This window comes from Pseudomonas sp. GW821-FHT01A09 (assembly GCF_058986725.1).
The window spans coordinates 85,045-109,128 of sequence record NZ_JBYSWB010000017.1 but is presented as its reverse complement, the minus strand read 5'-3'; the positions used below and the strand labels follow the sequence as shown (position 1 = coordinate 109,128).

Genomic DNA, 24,084 nt, shown 5'->3' with positions numbered 1-24,084 from the left:
GAGTGCACTGCGGTAGATGCAGTCATTGTAGAAACCTCTTATCGATTATTGAAAACTGCCAGGGTAGTTATCCGGCCCTGGCAACTTCGTTCGCTGCGTTAAACTTGCCGTACTTGAAGTTTGTCGCGATTGAGGGATTCGAATGAAACCTGCAATCCATAGCGGTTGCCATATTCATCCCACAGGGAAAAACTCACAGGCTGTTCGAAATCGAACGTCCCGCCCGCGGCCTCCTTGATGGCTGCCCGTTGCCGGTAAAAGACTTCCATCACCCGGTTGACCGAGAGCAACAACTGACCCGGCGCCGGCGCTGACGCATGGTCGATCACCGCATGCTGGGGCGTGCCCTCGAATACCTTGGGTAGATACAGCAGCGGGTCCGAGACCACCGAAGCAAACTTCAGGTTGCGAGGGTTCGAAGCATCCTTGATCAAGGCGTAACCGATATAGCTGAACAGATCTTCGTTGTTCTGCTCGCTTTCCCACTTGATCGGAGGGCCATCGCTATGAATCTGCAGCCTTACAATACGTACCGGTTGCTGATTGATATGTTGCGCGATAGTCCAATAATCGCAGGTGCGCAAATGCCAGTCATAGTTGGGGTTCTCGATGGTGTAATTAGGATCGGCAGGCTGGCCCAGGTCCAGATATCCCCCAGCCACACGTTTGCGTGGAATACGCGACAGGTCCTGCGACCAGGTTGGCACCGGGCGTCGGTCGACGGTCAGTGTTCGCTCCTGCCCTTCCCCGTCTCCGGATTCGCTAGAGGAATGGACTTTGTTATTGGCGTCGGTGATGCGTGCGATAAACGTCGCCGGCGATGTGGCTGTGGTATGCAGATAGAAGGTCTTGAATCGGGTACTGCCCTTGGCAGCCTGCACATCGGCGGCGGCGTTGGTATTGCCCGCCAGCAGATAGTCGTTGCGTTCCAGTTTGTAGCCCCAGGGAGCGCTAACGCCGTCGATATCGAGCGGCAAGCCCTCGAGGGTGCTCGGAATCAGCGGGAGATCGGCACCACCGCGCACGGCAAGCCGCAAGGTCGCAAATTCGGCGTCGGTCATATCCGGCTGGTTTGTGCCGGTACCAATTTCGACTTCGATCTCGAACTGCTGCAAACCATTGGCATAAGGCACCGCCCCCGTATGCTTGGCGCGGATTTTGAAAGGCTCCGGCTCCGGCCATTGCCCGGGCTCGTTCGTCTGGCCCAGTTGGATGATGGCATAGCCATAGCCCGCCAATCTGCCGCTCGGCGAAAAGATCCGGCACACCAGCAACTCGATGTCGTCGCCCGCTTCAGCGGGTGCTCTGTACCTGCGCTTGCCAGGCGCCGCAGGGCTCGCGTCCTCCACCGTACCGCGCCCGACCACATGCCATTGTTCGGAATAATCATCGAGTTCAAGATCATGCCAAAGCGTGATTGCGACCCCTAAGGGCACATCACTCACCAGCGTCCGATCAAACTCCACCACCGGCGCATAAGGCGCCTGTATGACCAGACAGGCCTCGTAACGCTCGCCGGTGCCTCGATTGGTGGCAATGACGCGCTGAAGCGATATCGACGTGTCCGCCGGCAGACTCGCGGGCGGGGTGTAAATGGCACCAGCGCCGGGTTGATCGACCAGGGTACCCAACGCCGGTTGTGGCAGCTCCCATGTCCAGCCTGTGGTGGTCGACGATGAGGCAATGAGCGTGACGGGGAATGCCGAAGGGCCTGCGCTTACGGTCATCAGCTGCGACGTGGCGCCGGGCAGGTAACGCCCGACCTGCTGGTCGGATGCCTGCGCGGGGCGCCGCTTGACATTACCGAACAATACGATGTCCCGGGTATCCCGATGTATCGAATCGGCCTTGAAATACTGCTCGTTGGGGAACAGGATCTGGCCGAACAATTGCTCCGCTTCTCCCTCTATCAACGTCGGATAGTCGCGAGCCACCAGCAGCGTTGCCGAGTAGGGCGAGTTGCTGCTATCGCGTCCCTCGGGGATCAAATAAGGGAAGCTGGCCTGGTTCGGGATCAGCCCTGGTGTGCCGTCTGGCCTGGTGATAAGCACCAGCAGCGCCCCGCTCGTCCCGGCTGGGCCGGCCTGCGGGCGAAGCATGAACGAGGCCGGGCGCGTAAATGAGCGCTCAGCCACCAGGTGGCCCAGTGCCAATTGGATCGGACCCGTCTGACGTGCGCCGAGAGCCTCCAGCAACCATTCGCCCACCTTGCGTTTCGCCACATCGCTGGAACCCACGCTACACACTGGATTGCTCGCCGCCCCCAACGTCAGCCAGGCGGTGCCCTGAGCATCGATGCGGCCGACCGCATCGGTGAGGTCAAGCTCAACCGTCAACGTATGGGTTGCGCCAGCCGCCAGGTTGGTCAGACGCACGACTTTTTCCGGGCTGCCGGGGTTTCTCGAGCGCTCGGAATACACACCCTGCGACAGCGCGTAGGTCAGCAGTACCTTGGGGTTCTGTAACGAACCGCCGGCCAGGGAAAGCTGCGGCGCCGCCAGCACCACGTTGTGGATAGTCGCGAACAAGTCCTGGCTTTCGGTAAAGGGGATGGTTTGCGGGTCCTTGGCGATCGGACGTACCGCATCGTGTCCGTGAATCATCGCTGCATAATAGTCAGCGAACAGTGGTGCGATAGTGGCGCCGTCGAATGCGGCAATCGCACCCCATCCACCGGTATAGGAGCCGTTTTTCAACGTTTGTAGCAGTTGCGCGAATGTGGCCATGACAGTTCTCCCTGTCGATTGAATTGAAGTCAGCTCGGTTACAGGTCTTTAATGAGGTCGTCCAGTTCCGTTCTCGTTGGAAAGGGAGCCAGCGGCAGGGGCAGCAGCAGATAACCCTGGCTGAAGAAGCCAGCCTTGCATTTCACGAGGGCGAAAGGCTCGGGTGGAGCGGCAGGGACCCTCAGCAAGCCGGTCTCATCGATGGTCCCGCTCCCGGCAAGGACCTCCCAGGTCGCCTCGCCGTCTGGGACGTCCATACCTGCAACCTGCCCTTTCAGCTTGATGGTCCGGGCAGCGGTGTCGATGGTTCCGGCCACCACATCCAGGGTGGTGTTGTTATGGGTCACGCACACATAAGCGGTTTCGCTGACCCCTTCACTGGTCACGGTGATAGGCACCACGTCCAGAAAGACACCCGGGGTACCAGTAGGAGGGGCGACGAAAGTCTTGTCGCGTCCCTCGGTGGTGCTATCGCGCAACGAGCCTTTGGCTGGGTCTACTGCGCTCCAGGTCCTGGTCCTGCCCAGACTGCCGGCGACCAGATCACAGGTGCTGCCAGGATTCACGAACTGGACCAAGGGGTTGATATTGATTTCCTTGCGGACCACGGTGACCAGGGCCGAAGCGCTCGCCCCACCTTTACGGGCAGTGACCTTAACGCGGGTCTGCACGCCGTTGATCTGTTCACGGGGTGGAGCGGTGTAAACGCCGCTGGCGCTGATCGAACCTTTGGGGATGCTTTCACCGGGCAGGTTGTCGACCGACCAGGTTACTCCGGTATTGCTGCCACTGATGGCGAATGTATAGGGGCGCCCGGCACCGATCACCGGCAATGGGGTAGTGATTTCGAAAGCCGTCGCTGTCGGCGCTACGTGGCCGAACAGTGCCATATCATAGGGTGTCTGCAGGTCCGACAGGCGATTGGCATAGGGGCCTTGGAGCAAGAGACTGTTCAGGGCCAACAGGCTGAGATTCGTCGAGCGGCTGCCGAAGCCTTTTACTACTTTCTGCAACGCCTCATTCGAAATTTTAACGAACGAATTTTGCACTTTGTTTCTATCGACAGGCGCTGTATAGGCGCCTACTTCAACATTGAGAACAGGGACGCTGCCAAGCGCAGGAGACACAGCGATCACCTGTCGATCAACGTCAAGCATAAGCGATGCACGGCCGATAGCACGCCCATTAATGGTAATGGGAATATTCTCGTCATGGGCGGCAGCCCCTCTATGGATCTCCCCGTATTCCATATAGTTTGTTAGCTTGAAATCGAACACGAACTGACCTCCCCCATTCGCCGCCGTTTCATGGTAGAGTTCGGCAGTGCACTGATTGCTGCCAGCTGTAACCTCCCAATAGTCTTTTCCCTCACGAATGGAAGTCATGCTGTAGTGCCATTCACCGTCATATTCCCATTCGTACCGACGATAGACTGCACCGGAGGTAAATTGGATCCTACTAGGATTGAGTTGGGCAGGGTTATATTGGAAAGGAAATTTTACCCAATCACTTGAATCAAGCCCAAAGGCATCTACCACAGTCGTGGTAAGCAACGCAGCTGAGCTGATAATTGTCACCACCGTGTAGGGATTGGCACCGTCACTCGGCACCAGATACCTCAGCTGAGCCTCCGTGCTAGGAAAAATACCGGGCTCGGTACCTGTGGTCTGAACAAAAAGAACGACCGCGCCCTCTCCATAGTTGATTGCACCCCGCTGATTCGAAGCGGGTGCCGGTTGGCAGCGGATTTCAAAGCCCTCGACCGACAACGCACCCTCATTGGTAACGAGATCGTTGATTTTCCAGATGCGCTTGGCCGGCGGCCATTTGGCCAAGGTTTTTTTGAATGAAGCCCCCGACAAAGTGCTTTCTATCGTACTGTTGCTGGATGACAAGTCATAGCTGGTGCCTTTGCCCAAATCGACCACTACTGCGCCCACAGATCCTGGTTCCGATTTTTTTTCCAGCGGGACTTTCACGGCCAGAATGGTTGGGTTCAGCGCATTGACCTGAATGATTTTCTTGCATACGGCGTCCGTGTCATTGTGATAATCCAGGGCAATTTCCCGCCCGCCGATGATCTCCATTTCCAAGTTACTGACCGGTGAGCTGTTGGTAATCTTGGAATCGACGAAAGAAAGCCTCGGCTCACTAAGAACGCACTGATCGAATATCTTGTAGTTTGAGTCCAATATCTGGGCCGGAACGTTGATCTCGGCCATGTAAGAGTTGCTGCTGTAGCTCGATACATATTGTTCACGAAACGCATTATTGATTGTCGCCCGATCGATTGCGATCAGCGCGCCCCAGCCAAGGGTCTTGGTGCCGGTTTTCATCCAATTCAGCAGCTCCGCCTTGGTATTTCCCATTATTTCATTACTCATCTCTATCTTCCCTATCATTCAATTGTGCGATTTTGATTAAACCTGACCTACGGCAACACTATTCCAGCAGCTTCAAATACAGGCGCGGGAATGTGACATAGGTCGACCCATCATCCGCCGTCACCCTGACGGTAAACGTCAATTGGCTATTGATCTGTAAGGTTGTCAGCCAACTTTTTTCCAATAACTCCGTAAGCCCGCTGGTGACATGGGCATTGCTTATCGGAAAATTCTTGATGATCTCAGTGGTGGTTGGCACTCCTGTTTTGAGGGTGCCCGTTACAACCAGATCGACTTTCTGGCCGCTGGCGATCAATATCCAGGGTGCAACTTTCAGGGGTGTGCCCAGGGCCGGAACACTTCTCAGGCTCAATGTACGAGCTGCCGCGTCGGCGTGCTCGCAATGCACGAGGGGATAGAAGCGTTCCGGCACGGGCAACACCCTCAAGCTGAAGACATCCGAGTCCTGCGCCGGCCCGTTGCTGGGCGTGACGCGATAGAACACTCGCACGGCCTTGCCCAGATTGGGCGCTACCACATTGGGGTTGACCAGGAACGCGGGCGGTACTTCACCGGTCGGCACGTCGATGACCTGGCTGCCATTGCTGGTGGACCCCTGCCAATGCATCTGCAACGTGGCGCCTTGCGGATAGACGGCCAGGCTGGGGACCCAGACCTTGATACCGGCTCCGGTCGTCTCGGCCTTGAAGTCGCCGGCGGCGCTGCCGTTTCCGCTGGCGCCCTCGACGATAGGCGGCGGCAGGACCATCGCCAGGCTTACCGGCAGGGTCAACGGCTCGGACGCCAAGGCCATCCCAGGGCGAGCAAGGTGGTAGCTGAGGCTGATGCGGCTGTCCAGATACTCGAACAGCCACTCGCTCGGCCCCTCACATTGCAGCAGGCCGCTGTCGACGGTGGTGCGGTCCAGCCGCACGCTGGTCACTGGAAAGCCAGCTGCATCACTGGGTGCCGGGTCTTGCTCGGTTGCCGCTGCAGCGTCAGCCTGCTGTGCATAGATCACTAGCACATCACCCTCACGGACATCGCTATAAGGCGGGATGCGGAAGGTGAGAATTTCCGGTAGCAGCGACGGATCAAGGGTGGCGCCTATCTGCTCGACGATCTGCAGCGCCGGCAGGCGCTTGTCAGGTGCGGCCACGATCTGGAAGTGCTGCACAGGTGAAGTGGTCAGGCTGCCGCCACCGGCGTAGGCGACGGTGTAACTCAGTTCGCCACGCCCATTGCTGATGAGATTGAACTCTTGCTTGGGGATTGTGGTAGCCAAGGGGCGATCCAGATCGGCGTCAGTCACGACCCGCTCGCCTTCATAGGCGTACTCCTGGCCACTGGTGCGGAACCCGCGCCATTTCAGTGTGACCGTGTCGCCGATCTGCATGGCCTGCCATGGCGCCAAGGTGACCGACGCCCCCAGTTCGGAGATGTCGGTACGAGCGAACTTGCCCTCATGGGCTTCCTTGATAACCGGCACGCTGATGCCAGCGCCAGGAAAGTTTCTGGCGCCGACCAGGCACCAGGTGCGGGGTGATTCCTCGAAATCTTGCTGGTAGTCCGCAGTAGGCTGGAGGCTGTAGGAAGCCATCCCGAGCCCCTGATCGAGCAGCGACACGTCGGCTGCGGGGAGGTGGAACAGTTCGATCAATTGATTTGAATCGCTGATACGAATGCCTGCACCCCTCTGGTCAATGACCTCGCCGCTGGCGGTGGTTCCGCGCCACACAGGGTGAAGCCACTGATGTATGGGCGCGTTATCGAGTTGCACCGTGATAGGTAACACTCTGCCGCCTAATGCCTCAAGGCTCAGAACGCCCTCAGGGTCGACATAAGGGATGTATGGGGCAGGTTGATCAAGTGCCATGTTGTAGTCCTTCAGGAAAAGCCATTACCTGCTTGCAGGCAGGGCCGAGTCATCGCTGGGGACAATTGTCAGGCGCTTTTTTGCATGGCGATACTCACAGAACTGATAGGTTGCCAGCCGGGCAGTGAGTGCTAACGTACAGGCTCGAATGTGCGAGATTAACTTGCATTCAAGTCTTGGCCTGAAAGGACCCACCATAATGACTTACGACACTCGCGCGCCATTGATGCGCACTTTCAAACCCGTCCTGATAGGCTTGGCGTTAATAAGCATTATTCCTTTGGCCGCCAGTGTTCACGCTGCGCCGGCGACGGAGACCCATGGCTTTTTGGTTATTGAAGACTTGGTGACAGACAAGACCTGCAAGATTGACCTGTCCACCGCCCAAAAATTTATCATGCGCGACAAAAATAACTGTGATTTCGGTTATGTTGGCGAGATCTGGCTGGAACATGCCGCCTCCGCGACAAGTATCAGCTTCGTACAGGAATCCCCCTACGGCGACAGATGCGCTAAAAATGATCCTGTCTACTACCCCCACAACATAACAATCAAAACCGCCGGTTACCGGGCAAGTACCGAGAAATTCTCACTCCTGGAAATCAAACAGATGCCGTCGGACCAGGATGTCGTGGTCCCAGGAGTAAGGGTGACGCACGCTGACTACAGTGGCAACGCCCCAGGCAGAGAAGTCATGTGCCTGTTCATTACGCCCTCCCCACGCCCTTGAACGAGAGGTTATATATGTCCACCGACAACGTGAATGCTCAGGCTGCATCCGAGCTCGCTCACCACGCAGCAGTTCCAATCCCCACTGGCACGCTGAAACTGGAGAAATATGAGGGTAGCGAGCCGCCGACCAGCTGTGTCATCAGCCTCTACACCGGCATACTCGAGTATGACAGTGACGGCAGGATCGCAAGTGCCTGCAATATAAAAAAACCGCTTCTTTTCACGCTCAATGGCGCGCCTTCGGCACTGACCTTGAGATTTGTTGGCGGCTCTTGTTACGACAGCGATGACACGCCTAAAACATTCAGATTTGAATTGAAAACAACCAAAGCGGTCAGCACTACAACCTTATTATCCATCAACGACATACTGAGGAGTGCCGCAACTGCAGACGAAGACCCTAACCGGGGCGATGGCGTGATCGCGCCTGGACTTAGAACCTTGAGCGTTTACCGAGCGACGGAAACCGGCCCAAGTTTTGACTACGCGGACAAGATGTCCTGCATTCATATCTATCGTTCTGGAGAATAAACAGAGTGAAAATTTCATCTTTGCAATTCATCGCGTTCGCCTTTTTGTCGATTGTACTTTCCATGGCCCAGGCCGAGACACCGAAGGCCGGATCCTATGGTTACCTGATCCTTCACTATTCGCCCACCGAGAGTTGTAGAATCGATCTGGCTACTGTCAAAACAGCGGCCAGGCCTGATATGTTTACGTCTGTCGAGGGCTGCGACTTCGGGTATGTAGAGTCATTCAGTTTTTCCGGTGCAAAATCTGCTATAACGGTCTACATCAGGAGTTTTTGGCTAACTAATGGATCGCCCATCAACGACTGCAACAGGTATGAGAATTTCGAAAAGTTTTCTTACCGGTTCGTTATCAAAACGACAAAGGAGCTCAGTGAAACTCGGACGTTCGATTATGACGACATGTTCAGAACCGTCCCGAACGATCCGAGCGTCGATCCAGTGGTAGTACCTGGCGTTCGCCTGCTGAGCAAGGAGCGCGGCACCAATCAATACAATAAGCCCTTGTCCCAACTGTTCTCCTGCGTGCACATCAGCCTCTCCGACTAGGTCTCGACCATGACTACCAACAACACCGTCGCCTCCAATGCCTTCAACGCAGCCAGTTTCGTCAGCAATGGCGTCGACCCGCGCACCGGGCAATACACCGTGTCCGTCAGCCTCCCCGCACTCAACGGCAACCAGCTGTGCGGACCGTCGCTGGCACTGTCCCTCAACTTCAGCCCCATCAACAATCAGGACTGCGGTTACGGCGTGGGCTGGGACCTGCCCCTGAGCCAGTACCGGCCATTGACTCGGGTGCTGTCGCTGTCCACCGGAGAAAGCTTCAAGGTCGAAGGCTCCGGGGATACGGCAACCATCCCCGAGCAAAAGATCGAAACCTTCAAGTTCTATGTCGAAGGCGCCAATCGCTACCGTGTGGTGCACAAGAGTGGCCTGATCGAGTTCCTTCGTCATGAAGGCTCGGGCAGCTCGCTCGTCGCCTTGCCGTACGAACTGCATTCGGCGCAAGGTCATGTGCTGTATCTGAGCTACAGGCCCTGGAACGACGGCCACCGCCTGGACGAGGTCAGGCAAGCCGACGGCACCTTGCTGCTAAGGGTGAGCAAAGCCCTCAATACCGTGACTATCGACTACCAGGGCGGCAATGAGGGCACTGTTCTGGCGAGTTTTACCCTTGAGCTCTCAGGTAATCAGCTGCGTTATCTGGTGCTCCCCAGCGTCGACTCCGCAGACGCCGGTTACTGGGAGTTCGAATACGCAACGGTGCGCAACCTGACATGCATGAAGCGCGTGCGCTCGCCTCAAGGCGCCCAAGAGCATATCGAACATCTGGACGATGGCCATGCGTACCCTGGCATCAATCGACCCGCCCTGCCCCGAGTGACCCGTCACGTGATCGCTCCGGGCCAGGGCCAGGCGCCTATCGATACACGCTTTGAATACAGTCACCACAACTTCCTCGGCAACGGCGCGCAAGGCCTGACGTTTACCGATGACGGCCTCGACAACCTCTACAAGGTCAACGAGCCCTATGACTACCACTGTGTGCAAACCCTGTGGCACGACGACAGGCCGGGGCGCAGCGTCAAGTCGTTGTACAACCGCTACCACCTGCTGACCGAACAGGTCACGCGTAACGGCGACGCGCTGAAAATCATGGCCAGTGAATACCACCTGGACGACGGGCTGCCCTTCGATCTGCAAGTGCCGCAGTGCCAATTGCCGCGCAAGACCATCGCTCGCTGGGCCTTGGCCAATGACCCGACACGTCTGTATGAAGAGGTGGCCCTCAGTCGCTACGACACGTTCGGCAATCCCCTCGAGAGCATCGATGAAACAGGCGTGCGGCAAACCTGGGAGTACTACTCGGCGCTGGGCGAAGAAGGCTGCCCGGCGGATCCCTATGGCTTTACCCGGCAAATCAAGGAAATCCGCCGCTATCCGGCACCTGTCCTCGCGACACGCAAACGCAACACCGCCGCCTCGCGCCAGCGCACCCGGCAGCGCGGCACAGGCACCCCGGTATTCAACGACCAACCGGTAATGATCAGCCGGTTTATTTACACGACCCATCCGCCACTTGAAGGCGGCCAAGTACCTACGCTGGTGCTGCAAAGCCAGGTCGACAGCGCCCTGACGCCCGAGGGGGAACAACCCGTCCTGCGCAGCACCTTTACCTTTATCGATGCACCCAGCGATCCTGACCGACACGGCAAGCCGCTGACCACCGTCGTGCACCGCCCGGACGATATCGTCACCACCACCTTTTCCTACGACTTTGCCCAGAGCCCGGGTTATGTCGTGCAAAAGCAGCAGGAAGTGCATTCACTCGATGGCACCGAGAGCGAGGTGTTCAGTCGCGTGGCGCTCTACACCGGCCTGCTGGCAGAGCACAGCACTGCCGAAGGGCAAGTGGTTCGGTACGACTACGATCCGCTGCAGCGGGTCATCGCTGAAACCGCCATGCCCGGCCATCCCAACGAGGCCATACGGCGTTACCGATACAAATGGGGCACCGCCGCTGGGCAGCTCACCCAACATTACGAAGTCGATGCGCTGGGAGTGGAAACCTTGAGCGAAATCGACGGCATCGGCCGAACCGTCAGGCGGTCGCGGCAAAAGGCCGACGGCAGCAGCGATGCCGGTACTTTTCGGCTGTTGTACAGCGCCGAATATGGGCATGACATGGACGTGCTCAGCGAGACCCATCACGACTGGCTCGGCGACATCGAGCTGGCGGTCAGTCAACACTATGAATACGACCAGTGGGACCAGTGCTGCCGGGTGATCGACAGTACCGGGGTGGCCAGCAACACCCTCCTCGATCCCTTTACCCAGACCGTTACCCAGTGGCGGGACGGCGGCGCCAGGACGGTGACCCATAGCAATCGTTTCGGCAAGCCGGAGCGTATCGATGTGCTCGGCAGCGACGGCATCCGCCAGTCTCGGCAGCGCTTCTTCTACGATGGCTACGGCCAGCTGCGTGTGAGCATCGGCACTTGCGGCGAACGCAGCGAGTACCACTACGACATGCTGGGCCGCGCCACGCGCAACGGTTTGCCGGATGGCACCGTGCTGGAGCATAACTATGCACCGCACAGCGAGGCGCTGCTGGTCGCCCGTTTGCAGGTGACTCAAGGCAACCGCTTGCTGCCCCGGGTATTGGCCGGCAGTCAGGACTTCGACGGCCTGGCGCGCACCCTTACGAGCACCAACGGGCAGCGCACCACGCGATTTCTCTACAGTGGCAGCCGCAGTGTGGCCGACGCGCGCCTGACGCCCAGCGCCCAGCGCATCGACTACACCTACAATCTGGCGCTCAGCGACGCACCGGTGAGCATCACCGCCGAGCAGGAGGTGACCTTCGAGTATCACCCCGTCAACGCAGCACTGACCAAGGCGCAATCACCTCAGGGCACTCGCGAATATCAATACGACGGCGCCGGCCACTTGAGTCTGGAGCGTAGCGTGATCGATGGCCAGGTCCGGGAGAACCATTACCTGCACTCGACCGCGGGCCGCATGCGCCGCCGCGAGGACTTCACCGGACTGGTCAGCGAATACCGCTACGACGCCCACGGCCGCCTGGACAAGCTCAACGAAGGGCAACTGGAAGCCCGATTCGACTACAACGGGCAGGGGCTGCGCTCGCGTACCACCACCCAGGACCTGACCAGCGCCAATACCCTGGTCACCGAGATCGAATACGACACCCAGGGCCGGGAAGTGTTGCGCACGCAACGCATGACCCGCGCCGCCGAACACGTGACAGCGCTGCGCTGGGCGTTGAGTGGCCAGCTACGCGAGCGCGAACTGCGCGTCGACGGTGCCTTGGCGCTGCTCGAAACCTTCGCCTACGATCTGCGCGGGCGGCTGATCGAACATCACTGCAGCGGCCCCGAGCTACCCACCGACCGCTACGGCAACGCCATCAGCGAGCAGCAGTTCTATTTCGACGGCCTCGACAACCTGCTGTTCTGCACCAGCTATTTTGCCGACGGCAGCAGCGATATCGCCGAGCATTTCTATGCCGCCGACGATAGCTGCCAGCTGCGGCTGATCACCCACACTCACCCCCACTACCCGGCCGAGACACACTTGGAATACGACGCCGATGGCCATCTGCTCAAGGACGGCGATGGCCGGGGATTGAACTATGACCGCCAGGGTCGCCTGTTGACCGTCACCCAACCCGACGGCAACCCGCTCGCGCGATATCGCTATGATGCTCACGACAATCTGCTGGGGCTAACTCAGGGCGGTGCCGATGAAACCTTGCGCTTCTACGACGACCACCTGCTGCGCACCACCGTGCAAGGCGAGCAACGGCGCAGCTTCAGCTACGACGGCGATGTGCCCCTGGGCCAACAGCTGCTCGGGCTGCCCGACGACACCCTGCTGACGCTGTGCGGCGCCAGCCGCAGCGTGATGGCGGAGGTCAAAGGCCAGGGCGATGTCAAGACCACCCGCTATACCGGCCATGGCGTGCCCAGCGATCCGCTCGATAGCCAGCTGGGCTACAACGGCGAGGTCCGCGAGGCCGATACCGGCTGGTACCTGCTGGGCAGTGGCTACCGCGCCTACGATCCACACTTGATGCGCTTCCACAGCCCCGACAGCGAGAGCCCTTTCGGCGCTGGCGGTATCAATCCCTACGCCTACTGCCTGGGCAACCCGATTCGCTATCGCGATCCGTCCGGGCACGTCGCCCGGCCCTATCACGCCGGGCAGGCGGCCGCCGATTATCGCGACGCCCTGGAGGCTGCGGCGCGAAACAGCGCGACGATGTCCTTCATGATAGGGGCGGGGTTGATGGCTGTGGGATTGGCTGCCGTCACCGGCCCGGTCGGTTGGGCCATATTTGCGGCGAATGCGGTGGCGCTGGCCGCCAGGACTGCGATGGAGTACCACTACATCAAGAACGATGACCAGGACATGGTCGGCGTGCACGTGCTGGATGCCTTCTCGATGCTGGATATGATGTACGTAACGCCACCGAAGACATTGATCCCGTCGCTCCCTGCTCTCGAGGCCCTGGAGGACGGCATGAAATCGATCAATAAACTAGCGCTGCTTCCCATGGGAGTAGCGAAGGCGGAGCCGCCAATTACCATGGCCCGGGCCAAATCCATAGCCAAGTTGACGAAAGGAACCTTGGACGACATCGCCAACGCATTGCCTGAAAGTACAGGCGCAAAAAGCCACCTGGCGGCTCTCGCGAAATTAAATCGCCAAGCTGTGGGTGCAGCAACCGATTCGGTCAAATCCGCTGCAATGCCCAGTGGCTCCGCCATTTCTGAATTAAATTCCTCTGTAAGCTTTATGCAAAAAGAAGTGAGTTCCACTTCGCTCGGCGATATAGCGCGGATGGCCCGAAAGGAAGTCGTAGCTCAGGCAAAAACAATGTGGAAGGAAGTCGCCCCGGTCCTGCAGCACGTCCCCGTCGCGGCATTACACATAGCGATGATCGCTCAGGCAATACGAGTGACTGAAACGACGGACTCTAACGCAACGCGGCGCTCCTAATGCGTGATATGCGGCCGGGAGCCAGGAGTCTGGAGGGCTACGCTGCGCAATGTGGCAGCTCTCCTGGCGCCACCGACCAGGCCGGTCGGAATCAGCGACTCGCTGTACGCATCGTCACGAACTCTTCCGCGGCCGTTGGATGCACGCCGATGGTCTCATCGAACAGCTGCTTGGTCGCACCAGCCTTGAGCGCGATCGCCAGGCCCTGGACGATTTCGCCGGCCTCCGGCCCGACCATATGGCAGCCGAGGACCTTGTCGGTCTGGCTGTCGACCACCAGCTTCATCAACGTGCGTTCGTGACTCTCGGTGAGGGTCAGCTTGAGGGCGCGGAAATCGCTCTCGAAGACCGCCACCTGGTGCCCCTGCTCCCGCGCCTGTTCTTCGGTCAGGCCGACGGTCCCGATCGGCGGCTGGCTGAAGACCGCAGTGGGAATGTGCTGGTAGTCCACCGGGCGATACTGCTCGGGCTTGAACAACCGGCGCGCCACGGCCATGCCTTCGGCCAAGGCCACCGGGGTCAGCTGCACACGACCGATCACGTCACCCAGAGCGAGGATCGAAGGCTCGGTGGTCTGGAACAGCTCGTCGACCTTGATGAAGCCCTTGTCATCGAGCTGCACGCCGGTGTTCTCGAGCCCCAGATTGTCCAGCATCGGACGGCGACCGGTGGCGTAGAACACGCAATCGGTCTCCAGTTCGCGGCCGTCCTTGAGGGTGGCCTTGAGGCTGCCGTCCGCCAGCTTGTCGATGCGCGCGATGTCGGCGTTGAACTGCAGGTCGACGCCGGCGCGCGTCATCTCGTCACGCAAGTGGGTACGCACTGTGCCGTCAAAACCGCGCAGGAACAGCTCGCGGCGATACAGCTGGGTGGTCTGGGCGCCAAGGCCGTTGAAGATGCCGGCGAACTCGACGGCGATGTAACCACCGCCCACCACGACGATGCGCTTGGGCAATTGCTCCAGGAAAAACGCTTCGTTGGAACTGATGGCGTACTCGCGCCCCGGAATCTCGGGGATCACCGGCCAGCCACCGGTCGCTATCAGGATGCGCTCGGCGCTGTAACGCTGACCGTTGACCTCGACGGTGTGCGGGTCCAGCAAGTGGCCGTGACCTTCAAGCAAGGTCACGCCGCTGCCGACCAGCAACTTGCGGTAGATGCCGTTGAGGCGCTCGATTTCGCGGTTCTTGTTGGCAATCAGCGTCGGCCAGTCGAAGCTGCTTTCGCCAACGGTCCAGCCGTAGCCCTTGGCTTGCTCGAAGTCCTCGGCGAAATGCGAGCCGTATACCAGCAGTTTTTTCGGCACGCAGCCGACGTTGACGCAGGTGCCGCCCAGATAGCGGCTCTCGACCACCGCGACCTTGGCGCCAAAGCCCGCCGCGAAACGCGCAGCGCGCACACCGCCGGAGCCGGCACCGATGACAAACAGGTCGAAATCGTAGGGCATTTGCAGAATTCCTTGGTAATGAACCTGTAGCGAGGGGGCTCGCCCCCGAAAAACCGCCAGGCAAACACCACATATGGGGTCAAACATTTTCGGGGGCAAGCCCCCTCGCTACATGAAAAAAGCCGCTGAGGTCATCAGCGGCTTCTTGATCGACTCAGACGCTGTGAATCAGAGCGCCTTGCCAGTCTTGTAGAAGTTTTCGAAGCAGAAGTTGGTTGCCTCGATGTAGCCTTCGGCACCACCGCAGTCGAAACGCTGACCCTTGAACTTGTAGGCCAGTACGCAACCGTCCTGGGCTTGCTTCATCAGCGCGTCGGTGATCTGGATCTCGCCGCCCTTGCCCGGTTCGGTGTTGCGGATGATGTCGAAGATATCCGGGGTCAGGATGTAGCGGCCGATGATGGCCAGGTTGGACGGCGCATCTTCAGGCTTGGGCTTCTCGACCATGCTGTGCACGCGGTAGATGTCGTCGCGGATCATCTCGCCGGCGATCACACCGTACTTGTTGGTCTCTTGCGGATCGACTTCCTGGATGGCGACGATCGAGCAGCGGAACTGGTTGTACAGCTTGACCATCTGCAGCAGTACGCCGTCACCTTCGAGGTTGACGCACAGGTCATCCGCCAGCACCACGGCGAACGGCTCGTCACCGATCAGTGGCTCACCGCTGAGGATGGCGTGGCCCAGGCCTTTCATTTCGATCTGACGGGTGTAGGAGAAGGTGCATTGGTCGATCAGACGACGGATGCCGACCAGGTATTTTTCCTTGTCGGTGCCTTTGATCTGGTTTTCCAGCTCGTACATGATGTCGAAGTGGTCTTCGATGGCGCGCTTGCCACGGCCCGTGACGATGGAGATCTGGCTGAGGCCCGCTTCCAGTGCTTCTTCAACGCCGTACTGGATCAGCGGCTTGTTGACCACTGGCAGCATTTCCTTGGGCATCGCTTTGGTCGCAGGCAAAAAGCGAGTGCCGTAACCGGCTGCGGGGAACAGGCATTTCTTGATCATTGGGAGTCCTTAACAGGGCGTAGCGGCTGAATTCGGCGCAGTCTAATCAGGCCAAGGTGCGGATGACAATGCCTTGGCCCGTGGTGTCTGCAGGTTAAATAGAAAAATCTGTAGAGGGATAGTTCCGCTCACTCGAAAAATTCCTGGCAAGCGACGGCGAACCGATCATTTTTATATACCCCGCAACGCGCAATGTATAGCATTGCGCCATACCCGGCGGTGATGATCCATCTTCGCCGCCAGCGAACGACCCCTCTTCCATATCCATCGATGACGATCCCATGCGCAACCTTCTCGCACTCATAGCAGTCCTGGCCCTGGCCGGATGTGCGACCGCTGTACCGACCTACCTCAAGGATGGCCGCCAAGGGCTGGCCATCAGTTGCTCTGGCGAAGCCATGAAATGGCAGCAGTGCAACGACAAGGCTGCCACTTCGTGCGCCAGCGGGCAGTACACCATCATCGCCCGCAACGGCGTGCCAGTGGCGGCCGATGAGCAGAGCATCACCGCCGACCTTGGCAACTACAAGAACCGCACCATGGTAATAACCTGCAAATAGGGACGGCCGATCAACCGGAAATGCACTGATCCGCGGCCTTGCGCACATCGCCGAAGCGCAGCGGGAAATTGTTGAGGTGCTCGTGCACCTTGATCGAACTGCCGCTGGAACGGTCCTCGATAAGGATCACCGCGGCCGGGCCGTCGGAGAGCTTCTGCGGAACGATCAGGCGCAGGCCGTTATGAACGGGTTCGAGCTTCGAGGGCTTGCGTGACGCTTGCAACTTGCCCATGACGCATTCCGCGTATTCCTGGGGCTTTTTCCCGGAGATGACGCTCATGGTTTCGGGCGATTGTTCAATTTCGCCCACCGATGTACAGCCACCCAGCACTACCAATACCGCCATGCCCCACCAGACCCGCTTCATATACTTCTCCATGCAAAAAAAAATCTTCAGACCGCACCAGTGGCAGTTTGCTCCCCTGGCTTGCAGGTTTTTCTGCCGCAAGCGCCAGAGCCGATGCCATCATGGTATTGTTGCACCTTTGCCCGCTATACCGCTCCGGAGCTTTCCATGAAATTCGTCCACCAGCGCGAACACCTCAATGAAGACGATCTCGTCGTCATCCAGTGCTCCCAGCGCTGCAATATCCGCTTGATGAGCGACGCCAACTTCCGCAGCTTCAAGAATGGCGGTCGTCACAGCTATCACGGCGGCGCCTTCGACACCTTCCCGGCGCGCATTACCGCTCCCAGCACCGGGTTCTGGAACATCACCATCGATACCGCCGGCACTAAGCCGACGGCGGCCACGCGCAAGCCTGCGTTCACCCACTCGATCAAGATTGTGCGCCGGTCGGCGTCAAAATTCAGTTAAGCGCCAGGCGCTCCAAGGTACTGCCACCGTGACCAAATACGTGATCCGCTACTTGCTCAACGGCGAACGCCGCTGGGACTTCGCCCATTTGCACACCGGCTCTCTGGAAGAAGCCACCGCCGCCTTGCAGGCCATCCACGGTGACGACATCAGTCAGGTGTCGGATATCAAGGTCAGCAAGGCGCTGTAGCACCGCAGTGCGTCACGGGGCTGGCGCTTCGCTATATATTGATTTATATAACGACACGATAATGACCAACAGCCCCGGAGCACCCGATGATCTCGCGCCTCGCCCTCTTCACCCTCAGCGCCCTGTGCCTGTCCGTTGCCCATGCCGATGAAGTCCAGGTGGCAGTCGCCGCCAACTTCACCGCGCCGATCCAGGCCATCGCCGCCGACTTCGAGAAAGATACCGGGCACAAGCTGGTCGCCTCTTACGGCGCCACCGGCCAGTTCTATACCCAGATCAAGAACGGCGCGCCTTTCGAAGTCTTCCTGGCGGCGGACGACACCACCCCGGCCAAGCTGGAAAAAGAAGGCGACACCGTCCCCGGCTCGCGCTTCACCTACGCCGTCGGCACCCTGGCGCTGTGGTCGGCCAAGGACGGATACGTCGATGACAAGGGCGCCGTGCTCAAGGCCAATCAGTACCAGCACCTGTCAATTGCCAACCCCAAGGCCGCGCCCTACGGCCTGGCGGCCACCGAGGTGCTCGACAGGCTCAAGCTGACTGAAGCCACCAAGGCCAAGATCGTTGAAGGCCAGAACATTTCCCAGGCCTACCAGTTCGTCTCCACTGGCAATGCCGAACTGGGTTTCGTCGCCCTGTCGCAGATCTACAAGGACGGCAAGGTCACCAGCGGTTCGGCCTGGATAGTGCCGAACGATCTGTACTCACCGATCAAGCAGGACGCCGTGGTGCTCAGCAAAGGCAAGGACAATGCCGCTGCCAAAGCGCTGATGGACTATCTCAAGGGGCCCAAGGCCGCGGCGATCATCAAATCCTACGGCTACGCCCTCTGATGCCATTCAGCGCTGCCGATCTGTCCGCCATCTGGCTGACCTTGCAGTTGGCGACCCTGACCACGGTGATTCTGCTGCTGGTCGGCACCCCGATCGCCTGGTGGCTGACTCACACCCGCTCGCGCCTGCGCGGGCCGGTCGGGGCGTTGGTGGCCTTGCCGCTGGTGCTGCCACCCACGGTAATCGGCTTTTATCTGCTGTTGCTGCTGGGCCCCCACGGCCCAGTTGGCCAGGCCACTCACGCGTTGGGGCTCGGCACGGTGGTGTTCAGTTTCGCCGGGCTGGTGATCGGCTCGGTGCTGTATTCCATGCCCTTTGTGGTACAGCCGCTGCAGAACGCCTTCACCGCCATCGGCAAGCGCCCGCTGGAAGTGGCCGCCACCTTGCGTGCTTGCAGGCTCGATTGCTTTTTCAGCGTGGTCATCCCGCTGGCCCGCCCCGGTTTCATCACCGCCAGCATTCTCGGCTTTGCCCACACCGTCGGTGAATTCGGCGTGGTGCTGATGATCGGCGGCAACATTCCCAACCGCACCCGCGTGGTGTCGGTACAGATCTTCGACCACGTCGAGGCCCTCGAATACGCCCAGGCTCACTGGCTGGCCGGGGCCATGGTGGTGTTTTCATTTTTCGTGCTGTTGGCGCTGTATTCCAGCCGCGGCCACAAAGCCGCCTGGAACTGAGCCATGAACATCCCAGCCCCGATCGTCGCGCGCCTGCGCCTGAACAAACCCGGCTTCGCCCTCGACGTCGACGTGCAACTGCCCGGCAGCGGCGTCAGCGCCTTGTTCGGCCCCTCGGGGTCGGGCAAGACCACCTGCCTGCGCTGTCTGGCGGGCCTGGAGCGCGCCGACGAGGCATATATAGAAGTCGCGGGCGAGGTCTGGCAGGACAGCGCTCGGGGGATATTCCTCGCGCCTCATCGCCGTGCGCTGGGCTATGTGTTTCAGGAAGCCAGTCTGTTCGAACACCTGTCGGTGCGCGACAACCTCCTGTACGGCTGGCGACGCGTGGCGGCCACCCAGCGCAAGGTGCAGATGGATCAGGCGTGCGCCTTGCTGGGCATCGATGGCCTGCTGCAACGCCGCCCTGGCGAGCTGTCTGGCGGCGAGCGCCAGCGCGTCGGCATTGCCCGTGCCCTGTTGACCAGCCCGGGGCTGTTGTTGATGGACGAGCCCCTGGCCGCCCTCGACAGTGCCCGCAAGAATGACATCTTGCCGTATCTCGAACGCTTGCACCGGGAACTGGCGATCCCGGTGGTGTACGTCAGCCACGCTCAGGACGAGGTCGCACGCCTGGCCGATCATCTGGTCTTGCTCGACAGCGGCCGAGTGCAGGCCAGCGGGCCGATCACGTCGACCCTGGCGAGGCTGGACCTGCCACTGGCGCAACAACAGGATGCCAGCGTGGTGATCGACGGCCGCGTGATTCGTCACGACGCACATTACCAACTGCTCGACCTGGCGCTGCCCGACAGCGCCCTGCAGTTGCGTATCGCCCATGCCCCCCTGCCCGCCGACAGCCGCCTGCGCGTGGCGATCCAGGCCCGAGACGTCAGCCTCAGCCTGCAGGACGAACACCAGAGCAGCATCCTCAACCGCCTGCCGGTCACCGTGAAGGCCCTGGCCAGTGCGGCCAATACCGCCCACGTACTGGTCAGTCTGGAGGCCGATGGCACCCCGCTGCTGGCACGCATCACACGCTATTCAGCGGAGCAACTCGGTATCGCCCCGGGCCTGCGGCTATGGGCGCAGATCAAGTCGGTGGCCGTGCTGGCCTGAGCGGTTCGCTACCTAGACCTCCTCGGTGGTCTGCTCCAGCGCCCGGGATAGCTCGTACATCGCCTCCCGCAAGGTCGCCAGGGCGTCTCCCAGCGCCATCGGATCATCCTTGGCCAACACCTCGCACCAGGTGCAGGCTTGCAGCACGGCGTCGGCACGGATCATCCGCGCGCTGCCTTTGATCCGATGCACCAGGTCCGCCACTGGCTGGAAATCGCCGGCGGCGGTCAAGGCATCCAGGCGCTGCAGGTCCTGGCGATGGCAGGCCACCAGGGTTTCGAGCAACTGCGCGAAGCTTTCCGCGGAGCCTGCGGTCAGACGGCGCAACTCGCTCAAATCGACCACCTGGGCCGGCGTACGCGGATGTCGACAGCCGACTACATCGCGCAGGCAACTGGCGAGATGGGCCAGGCTCAAGGGCTTGAACAGGCAATCGTCCATGCCGGCCTCAAGGCAGCGCTGGCGCTCCTCGGGTTGAGCGTTGGCGGTGCAGCCGAGGATCAGGCAGGGTGGCAATCCACCCTCACGCTCACTGTCGCGGATCTGCCGCGCGAGCACATAGCCGTTGCCCTCCGGCATGTTGCAGTCCGTGATCACCGCATCGAAGGCCTCGGCCCGCCACAGCTCGAAGCCCGTCGCGCCGTCCTTGGCCAAGCGCACCGTATGCCCCAGATAGCTCAGTTGCTGATCGAGCAACAGGCGGTTGGGCGAATAATCGTCCACCACCAGCACCCGCAGCGCCTGACCACTCTTGATCGGCGCATCGGCTTTCGGCTGGGCGCACGGCACTGTTTCGGCCGCCACCCGCGACGCCTGCAAGGTCACCCACACCTGGGTGCCCCGGCCCGGCTCGCTGTGCAGGCGCAGCGAGCCGCCCATCAGTTCACACAGCGCGCGGCTGATACTCAGGCCAAGGCCTGTACCCACACGGCTGCCGGGCACCTGGTTGCGAGCCTGCACGAAGGGTTCGCAGAGCTGCTGCTGTTCGTGCTCGGCAATGCCCACCCCCGTGTCTTCGACGCACAACACGATGCGCACGTCGCGGCCCAGCGGCTGTACCTCTAGCGTTACCCGCACATGGCCCGTCGCGGTGAACTTGATCGCGTTGCCAACCAGGTTGGCCACCACCTGGCGCAGACGCACCGGGTCCAGCGTCAGCTCCTGATGGGTATCACCGAGCAACTGCAGCTCCAGCGCCAGGCCCTTTTGCCGTGCCTGGGCATCGAAGACCCGCAACACCGATTCGATCCATGGCCGCAGCGCCACTGCGCGGGTCTCCAATTGCAGGTGACCGCCCTCGATGCGGGTGATGTCGAGGATATCGCCGATCAGGTCCAGCAACCCTTGAGCCGCCTCGGCCGCCACTTCGATGGCAAGGCGGTCCAGGCGGCCCTCGTCGGCTTTTTTCAGCGCCAGTTCGAGCATGCCCAGCACGGCATTCATCGGCGTGCGGATCTCGTGGCTCATGGTGGCAAGGAAGTGCGTCTTGGCCTGATTGGCCGCCTCGGCCTCCTGGGTGGCCTGCTGATGCGCCAGGCACAGACGCTCGCGCTCGGTGACGTCGATCCAGCCGGCGATCAGGCCGACCGTCTGCCCGCCCGACGCCTTGTACGGCAGGATCCAGTGATAGATGGTCATCTCCTCGCCACTGGCAAGGATCAAGGTGCGGTCCTCGACGATCGGTTTGCCATGGGCCATGACCCGCAGATAGGAATCCTGATAGAACTGCGCGGCCTGCGGCTCGACCACCTTGGTCATGGTGATCGGCTGACCTATCACTTCCTCGCGGCTCGCCCCCAGCGCCTTGAGGTAACTGGCATTGCAGTTGAGCAGCAAGCCTTGGCGATCACGCACGTAGATCGGGTGAGGCGTGCCGTCGATCATCACCCGCATGAACTCCAACTGATCGGTGAGGGCCTGCTCGGCGCGCTCGCGGCGGCGAATCTGGCGGCGCAGCCAGGTGATCCACATAAGTGCCAGCAGCAACAAGGTGCCGCCGCCCCACAGCACCCGAAAGATCCGCTCGCGATGGCGGCTCCAGTAGCTGTCGGCAACGATCACCTGTGGCTGGCTGCGGTGGGTCAGCGCTTCCAGCTCCTGTGGCTCGAAACTCAGCAGGGCCTTGTCGATGATCGATAACAGTTCGCCTTCTCCGCGGGCGGTGGCGAAGGCGAAATGGGCCTGGCTGACCGGCAGCGAAGCGCTGATGCGCAGTTCGCGGCCGTAGCGGGCGGCCAACTGATAACGCGCACTGAGCAGCGACACCACCGCCGCATTGGCCTTGCCCTCAGCCACCAACGCCAATGCATCGGCCACGGTGGCCGCGTGCACCAACGGCACATGGGGGTAGCGCTCGGCGAGTTCATCGAGCAAAAAGGTGCCCTCCACCACCGCTACCGGCTTGTCGACCAACTCCTCGAGACTGGTAGGCGCGAGGCTATCGTCCGGCGTCACCAGCACCATGCCGCTGGTCAGATAGGGTCGGCTGAAGGCCAGCTGTTCTTCGCGCATCGGGCTCGGTGCCAAGGCGGCCAGCAGCTGCGCCTCACGCCGCACGACACTGCGGCTCATCTGCGCCAGGGAGGTAGAAGACTGCACATCGAACACCAGTCCGGTGCGCTGACTGATGGCGTCCAGCACCTGGGCGCTGATGCCCCGAAAGCGCCCTTGCTCGTCACGGTAAGTGATGGGCAGCATACGCTCGTCGATCAACACCGTTACCCGCGGGTGGTGCTGCATCCAGCGCCGCTCGGAGGCGCTCAACTGCACCTCGGCGCGGCGCGGGATCACCACCCCCTCGACACTCCAACGACGCAGGATGGCGCGGCGTTCCAGCGGGTCGATCATCTGCAGTGCACGGTTGACCAGCGCCAGCAAGCGGCTGTTGGCCGGAGCCATGGCAAAACTGAAGTTGTTTTCCCGTAGTTCCGGCACCTGGGTCAGCTGCAGGTTGTTCAACAGGCTGCGGCCAAGCTGGAAGTGCGCACCCAGGGCGTTGCCCAGATACAGGTCGGCCTGGCCGAAGGCGACGGCGCTCATAGCTGCCAGCGATGATTCGTAGATCAGCACCTGCGCATCCGGATACAGCATCCGCACCACATCGTCGGGCAAGTAATGCTGGACGATCGCCAGGCGCTGGGGCTGACGTTGCAACAGCGGCACCGGGGGCGATTCAACGCGTCGTACCAACACCGTCTGGTCAAGACCATACGCCTGGGACAGGCTCAGGTTGGCGTTGGCCACCTCGACTCCGTTGGACGTTCCCAGCAGGTCGATCTCGTTGCGTTGCAGTGCCTCCAGGGCGGCTTCGCGGGTGCGATAGCGCGACACGGTGACCTGCAGATCGAGCAACTCAGCGATCAGACGCGCGTAGTCGGCAGTGATGCCTTCGTAGTCTCGACCGCTGCCAGTCATGTCGAACGGCGGGTAATCGGGCTGACTGACGCCCAGGCGCAGGGTGCGCCGCTCCCACAACCAGCGGCGATCTTCGGCACTGAGGTCCATTTCGACCAACGCCTTGGCGTCGAGTGTCGAGCGCCCGAGCAGTTCGAGGGTCTCGGGGACAGGAGGCGGCGCCTGGGGCGACGACAGGCTCCGGGCCTGGACCCCGGCATGAATGAAGCAGCAACCGAGCACGGCATGGGCCAGCAGTCTGGAGAGGCGCGAGTTCATGG

At 60.5% G+C, this 24,084-nt stretch carries 17 protein-coding genes; 10 read left to right on the top strand and 7 right to left on the bottom strand.

Annotated features, from left to right (window positions below):
* Nucleotides 1–98: 98 nt before the first annotated feature.
* Genes AC3WJP_RS19295 through AC3WJP_RS19285 form a run of 3 tightly spaced genes read right to left on the bottom strand, consistent with a single transcriptional unit; the run spans nt 99 to nt 6,770 of the window.
* Nucleotides 99–2,726 carry a hypothetical protein gene (locus AC3WJP_RS19295; protein WP_493722292.1) on the bottom strand — a complete coding sequence of 876 codons (2,628 nt, stop codon included), beginning with the start codon at nt 2,724–2,726 and terminating at the stop codon, nt 99–101.
* Nucleotides 2,727–2,764: 38 nt separating this feature from the next.
* Complete coding sequence (locus AC3WJP_RS19290; RefSeq protein WP_493722291.1) at nt 2,765–5,110, bottom strand: hypothetical protein; 2,346 nt, start codon at nt 5,108–5,110, stop codon at nt 2,765–2,767.
* Nucleotides 5,111–5,168: 58 nt separating this feature from the next.
* Nucleotides 5,169–6,770 carry a hypothetical protein gene (locus AC3WJP_RS19285; protein ID WP_493722290.1) on the bottom strand — a complete coding sequence of 534 codons (1,602 nt, stop codon included), beginning with the start codon at nt 6,768–6,770 and terminating at the stop codon, nt 5,169–5,171.
* A gap of 415 nt (nt 6,771–7,185) precedes the next feature.
* On the opposite strand from AC3WJP_RS19285, the gene AC3WJP_RS19280 reads away from it, so the two are divergent.
* Genes AC3WJP_RS19280 through AC3WJP_RS19265 form a run of 4 tightly spaced genes read left to right on the top strand, consistent with a single transcriptional unit; the run spans nt 7,186 to nt 13,777 of the window.
* A complete protein-coding gene (locus AC3WJP_RS19280) occupies nt 7,186–7,716 on the top strand; it encodes a hypothetical protein (RefSeq protein WP_493722289.1) in 531 nt (176 codons plus the stop codon).
* A gap of 14 nt (nt 7,717–7,730) precedes the next feature.
* Complete coding sequence (locus AC3WJP_RS19275) at nt 7,731–8,249, top strand: hypothetical protein (RefSeq protein WP_493722288.1); 519 nt, start codon at nt 7,731–7,733, stop codon at nt 8,247–8,249.
* Nucleotides 8,250–8,254: 5 nt separating this feature from the next.
* Nucleotides 8,255–8,797, top strand: a complete 543-nt coding sequence (locus AC3WJP_RS19270) for a hypothetical protein (RefSeq protein ID WP_493722287.1) — start codon at nt 8,255–8,257, stop codon at nt 8,795–8,797.
* A gap of 9 nt (nt 8,798–8,806) precedes the next feature.
* Nucleotides 8,807–13,777 (top strand): RHS repeat domain-containing protein, encoded by a 4,971-nt coding sequence (locus AC3WJP_RS19265; protein ID WP_493722286.1) that lies wholly within the window; start codon nt 8,807–8,809, stop codon nt 13,775–13,777.
* A 91-nt stretch (nt 13,778–13,868) separates the two neighbouring features.
* On the opposite strand, the gene gorA is transcribed toward AC3WJP_RS19265, so the two are convergent.
* Both gorA and galU read right to left on the bottom strand, forming a co-directional pair.
* On the bottom strand, nt 13,869–15,224 hold the full coding sequence (gene gorA, locus AC3WJP_RS19260; RefSeq protein ID WP_493722285.1) for a glutathione-disulfide reductase: 1,356 nt from the start codon (nt 15,222–15,224) through the stop codon (nt 13,869–13,871).
* A gap of 168 nt (nt 15,225–15,392) precedes the next feature.
* Entirely contained in the window at nt 15,393–16,232 is an 840-nt protein-coding gene (galU, locus tag AC3WJP_RS19255; protein WP_493722284.1) for a UTP--glucose-1-phosphate uridylyltransferase GalU, read from the bottom strand.
* Nucleotides 16,233–16,513: 281 nt separating this feature from the next.
* Between galU and AC3WJP_RS19250 the strand changes: the two genes are divergently transcribed.
* Nucleotides 16,514–16,792, top strand: coding sequence for a hypothetical protein (locus tag AC3WJP_RS19250; RefSeq protein WP_493722283.1), 279 nt, complete (start codon nt 16,514–16,516; stop codon nt 16,790–16,792).
* A gap of 10 nt (nt 16,793–16,802) precedes the next feature.
* On the opposite strand, the gene AC3WJP_RS19245 is transcribed toward AC3WJP_RS19250, so the two are convergent.
* Nucleotides 16,803–17,159, bottom strand: a complete 357-nt coding sequence (locus tag AC3WJP_RS19245; protein ID WP_493722282.1) for a hypothetical protein — start codon at nt 17,157–17,159, stop codon at nt 16,803–16,805.
* Between the two features lie 147 nt (nt 17,160–17,306).
* Here AC3WJP_RS19245 and AC3WJP_RS19240 point away from each other — a divergent pair, with 147 nt between their 5' ends.
* The 5 genes from AC3WJP_RS19240 (at nt 17,307) to modC (ending at nt 20,410) form a co-directional block, all read left to right on the top strand.
* Complete coding sequence (locus AC3WJP_RS19240) at nt 17,307–17,609, top strand: DUF1883 domain-containing protein (RefSeq protein WP_493722281.1); 303 nt, start codon at nt 17,307–17,309, stop codon at nt 17,607–17,609.
* 28 nt (nt 17,610–17,637) lie between these two features.
* Nucleotides 17,638–17,799 carry a hypothetical protein gene (locus tag AC3WJP_RS19235; protein WP_493722280.1) on the top strand — a complete coding sequence of 54 codons (162 nt, stop codon included), beginning with the start codon at nt 17,638–17,640 and terminating at the stop codon, nt 17,797–17,799.
* An 86-nt stretch (nt 17,800–17,885) separates the two neighbouring features.
* Complete coding sequence (gene modA, locus AC3WJP_RS19230; RefSeq protein ID WP_493722279.1) at nt 17,886–18,632, top strand: molybdate ABC transporter substrate-binding protein; 747 nt, start codon at nt 17,886–17,888, stop codon at nt 18,630–18,632.
* Nucleotides 18,632–19,312: a molybdate ABC transporter permease subunit gene (modB, locus tag AC3WJP_RS19225; protein WP_493722278.1), complete on the top strand. Its 681-nt coding sequence runs from the start codon at nt 18,632–18,634 to the stop codon at nt 19,310–19,312. The genes modA and modB overlap by 1 nt, the downstream gene beginning before the upstream one ends.
* A gap of 9 nt (nt 19,313–19,321) precedes the next feature.
* Nucleotides 19,322–20,410, top strand: coding sequence for a molybdenum ABC transporter ATP-binding protein (gene modC / locus AC3WJP_RS19220; RefSeq protein ID WP_493722317.1), 1,089 nt, complete (start codon nt 19,322–19,324; stop codon nt 20,408–20,410).
* Nucleotides 20,411–20,422: 12 nt separating this feature from the next.
* On the opposite strand, the gene AC3WJP_RS19215 is transcribed toward modC, so the two are convergent.
* Complete coding sequence (locus AC3WJP_RS19215; RefSeq protein WP_493722277.1) at nt 20,423–24,082, bottom strand: ATP-binding protein; 3,660 nt, start codon at nt 24,080–24,082, stop codon at nt 20,423–20,425.
* Between the last annotated feature and the right edge of the window lie 2 nt (nt 24,083–24,084).

Bases quoted from the DNA above. Each gene is read 5' to 3' on its own strand.
- AC3WJP_RS19295 (WP_493722292.1), bottom strand. From the start codon at position 2,726: ATGGCCACATTCGCGCAACTGCTACAAACGTTGAAAAACGGCTCCTAT.
- AC3WJP_RS19290 (WP_493722291.1), bottom strand. From the start codon at position 5,110: ATGAGTAATGAAATAATGGGAAATACCAAGGCGGAGCTGCTGAATTGG.
- AC3WJP_RS19280 (WP_493722289.1), top strand. From the start codon at position 7,186: ATGACTTACGACACTCGCGCGCCATTGATGCGCACTTTCAAACCCGTC.
- AC3WJP_RS19275 (WP_493722288.1), top strand. From the start codon at position 7,731: ATGTCCACCGACAACGTGAATGCTCAGGCTGCATCCGAGCTCGCTCAC.
- AC3WJP_RS19265 (WP_493722286.1), top strand. From the start codon at position 8,807: ATGACTACCAACAACACCGTCGCCTCCAATGCCTTCAACGCAGCCAGT.
- gorA (WP_493722285.1), bottom strand. From the start codon at position 15,224: ATGCCCTACGATTTCGACCTGTTTGTCATCGGTGCCGGCTCCGGCGGT.
- galU (WP_493722284.1), bottom strand. From the start codon at position 16,232: ATGATCAAGAAATGCCTGTTCCCCGCAGCCGGTTACGGCACTCGCTTT.
- AC3WJP_RS19250 (WP_493722283.1), top strand. From the start codon at position 16,514: ATGCGCAACCTTCTCGCACTCATAGCAGTCCTGGCCCTGGCCGGATGT.
- AC3WJP_RS19245 (WP_493722282.1), bottom strand. From the start codon at position 17,159: ATGAAGCGGGTCTGGTGGGGCATGGCGGTATTGGTAGTGCTGGGTGGC.
- AC3WJP_RS19240 (WP_493722281.1), top strand. From the start codon at position 17,307: ATGAAATTCGTCCACCAGCGCGAACACCTCAATGAAGACGATCTCGTC.
- modA (WP_493722279.1), top strand. From the start codon at position 17,886: ATGATCTCGCGCCTCGCCCTCTTCACCCTCAGCGCCCTGTGCCTGTCC.
- modB (WP_493722278.1), top strand. From the start codon at position 18,632: ATGCCATTCAGCGCTGCCGATCTGTCCGCCATCTGGCTGACCTTGCAG.
- AC3WJP_RS19215 (WP_493722277.1), bottom strand. From the start codon at position 24,082: ATGAACTCGCGCCTCTCCAGACTGCTGGCCCATGCCGTGCTCGGTTGC.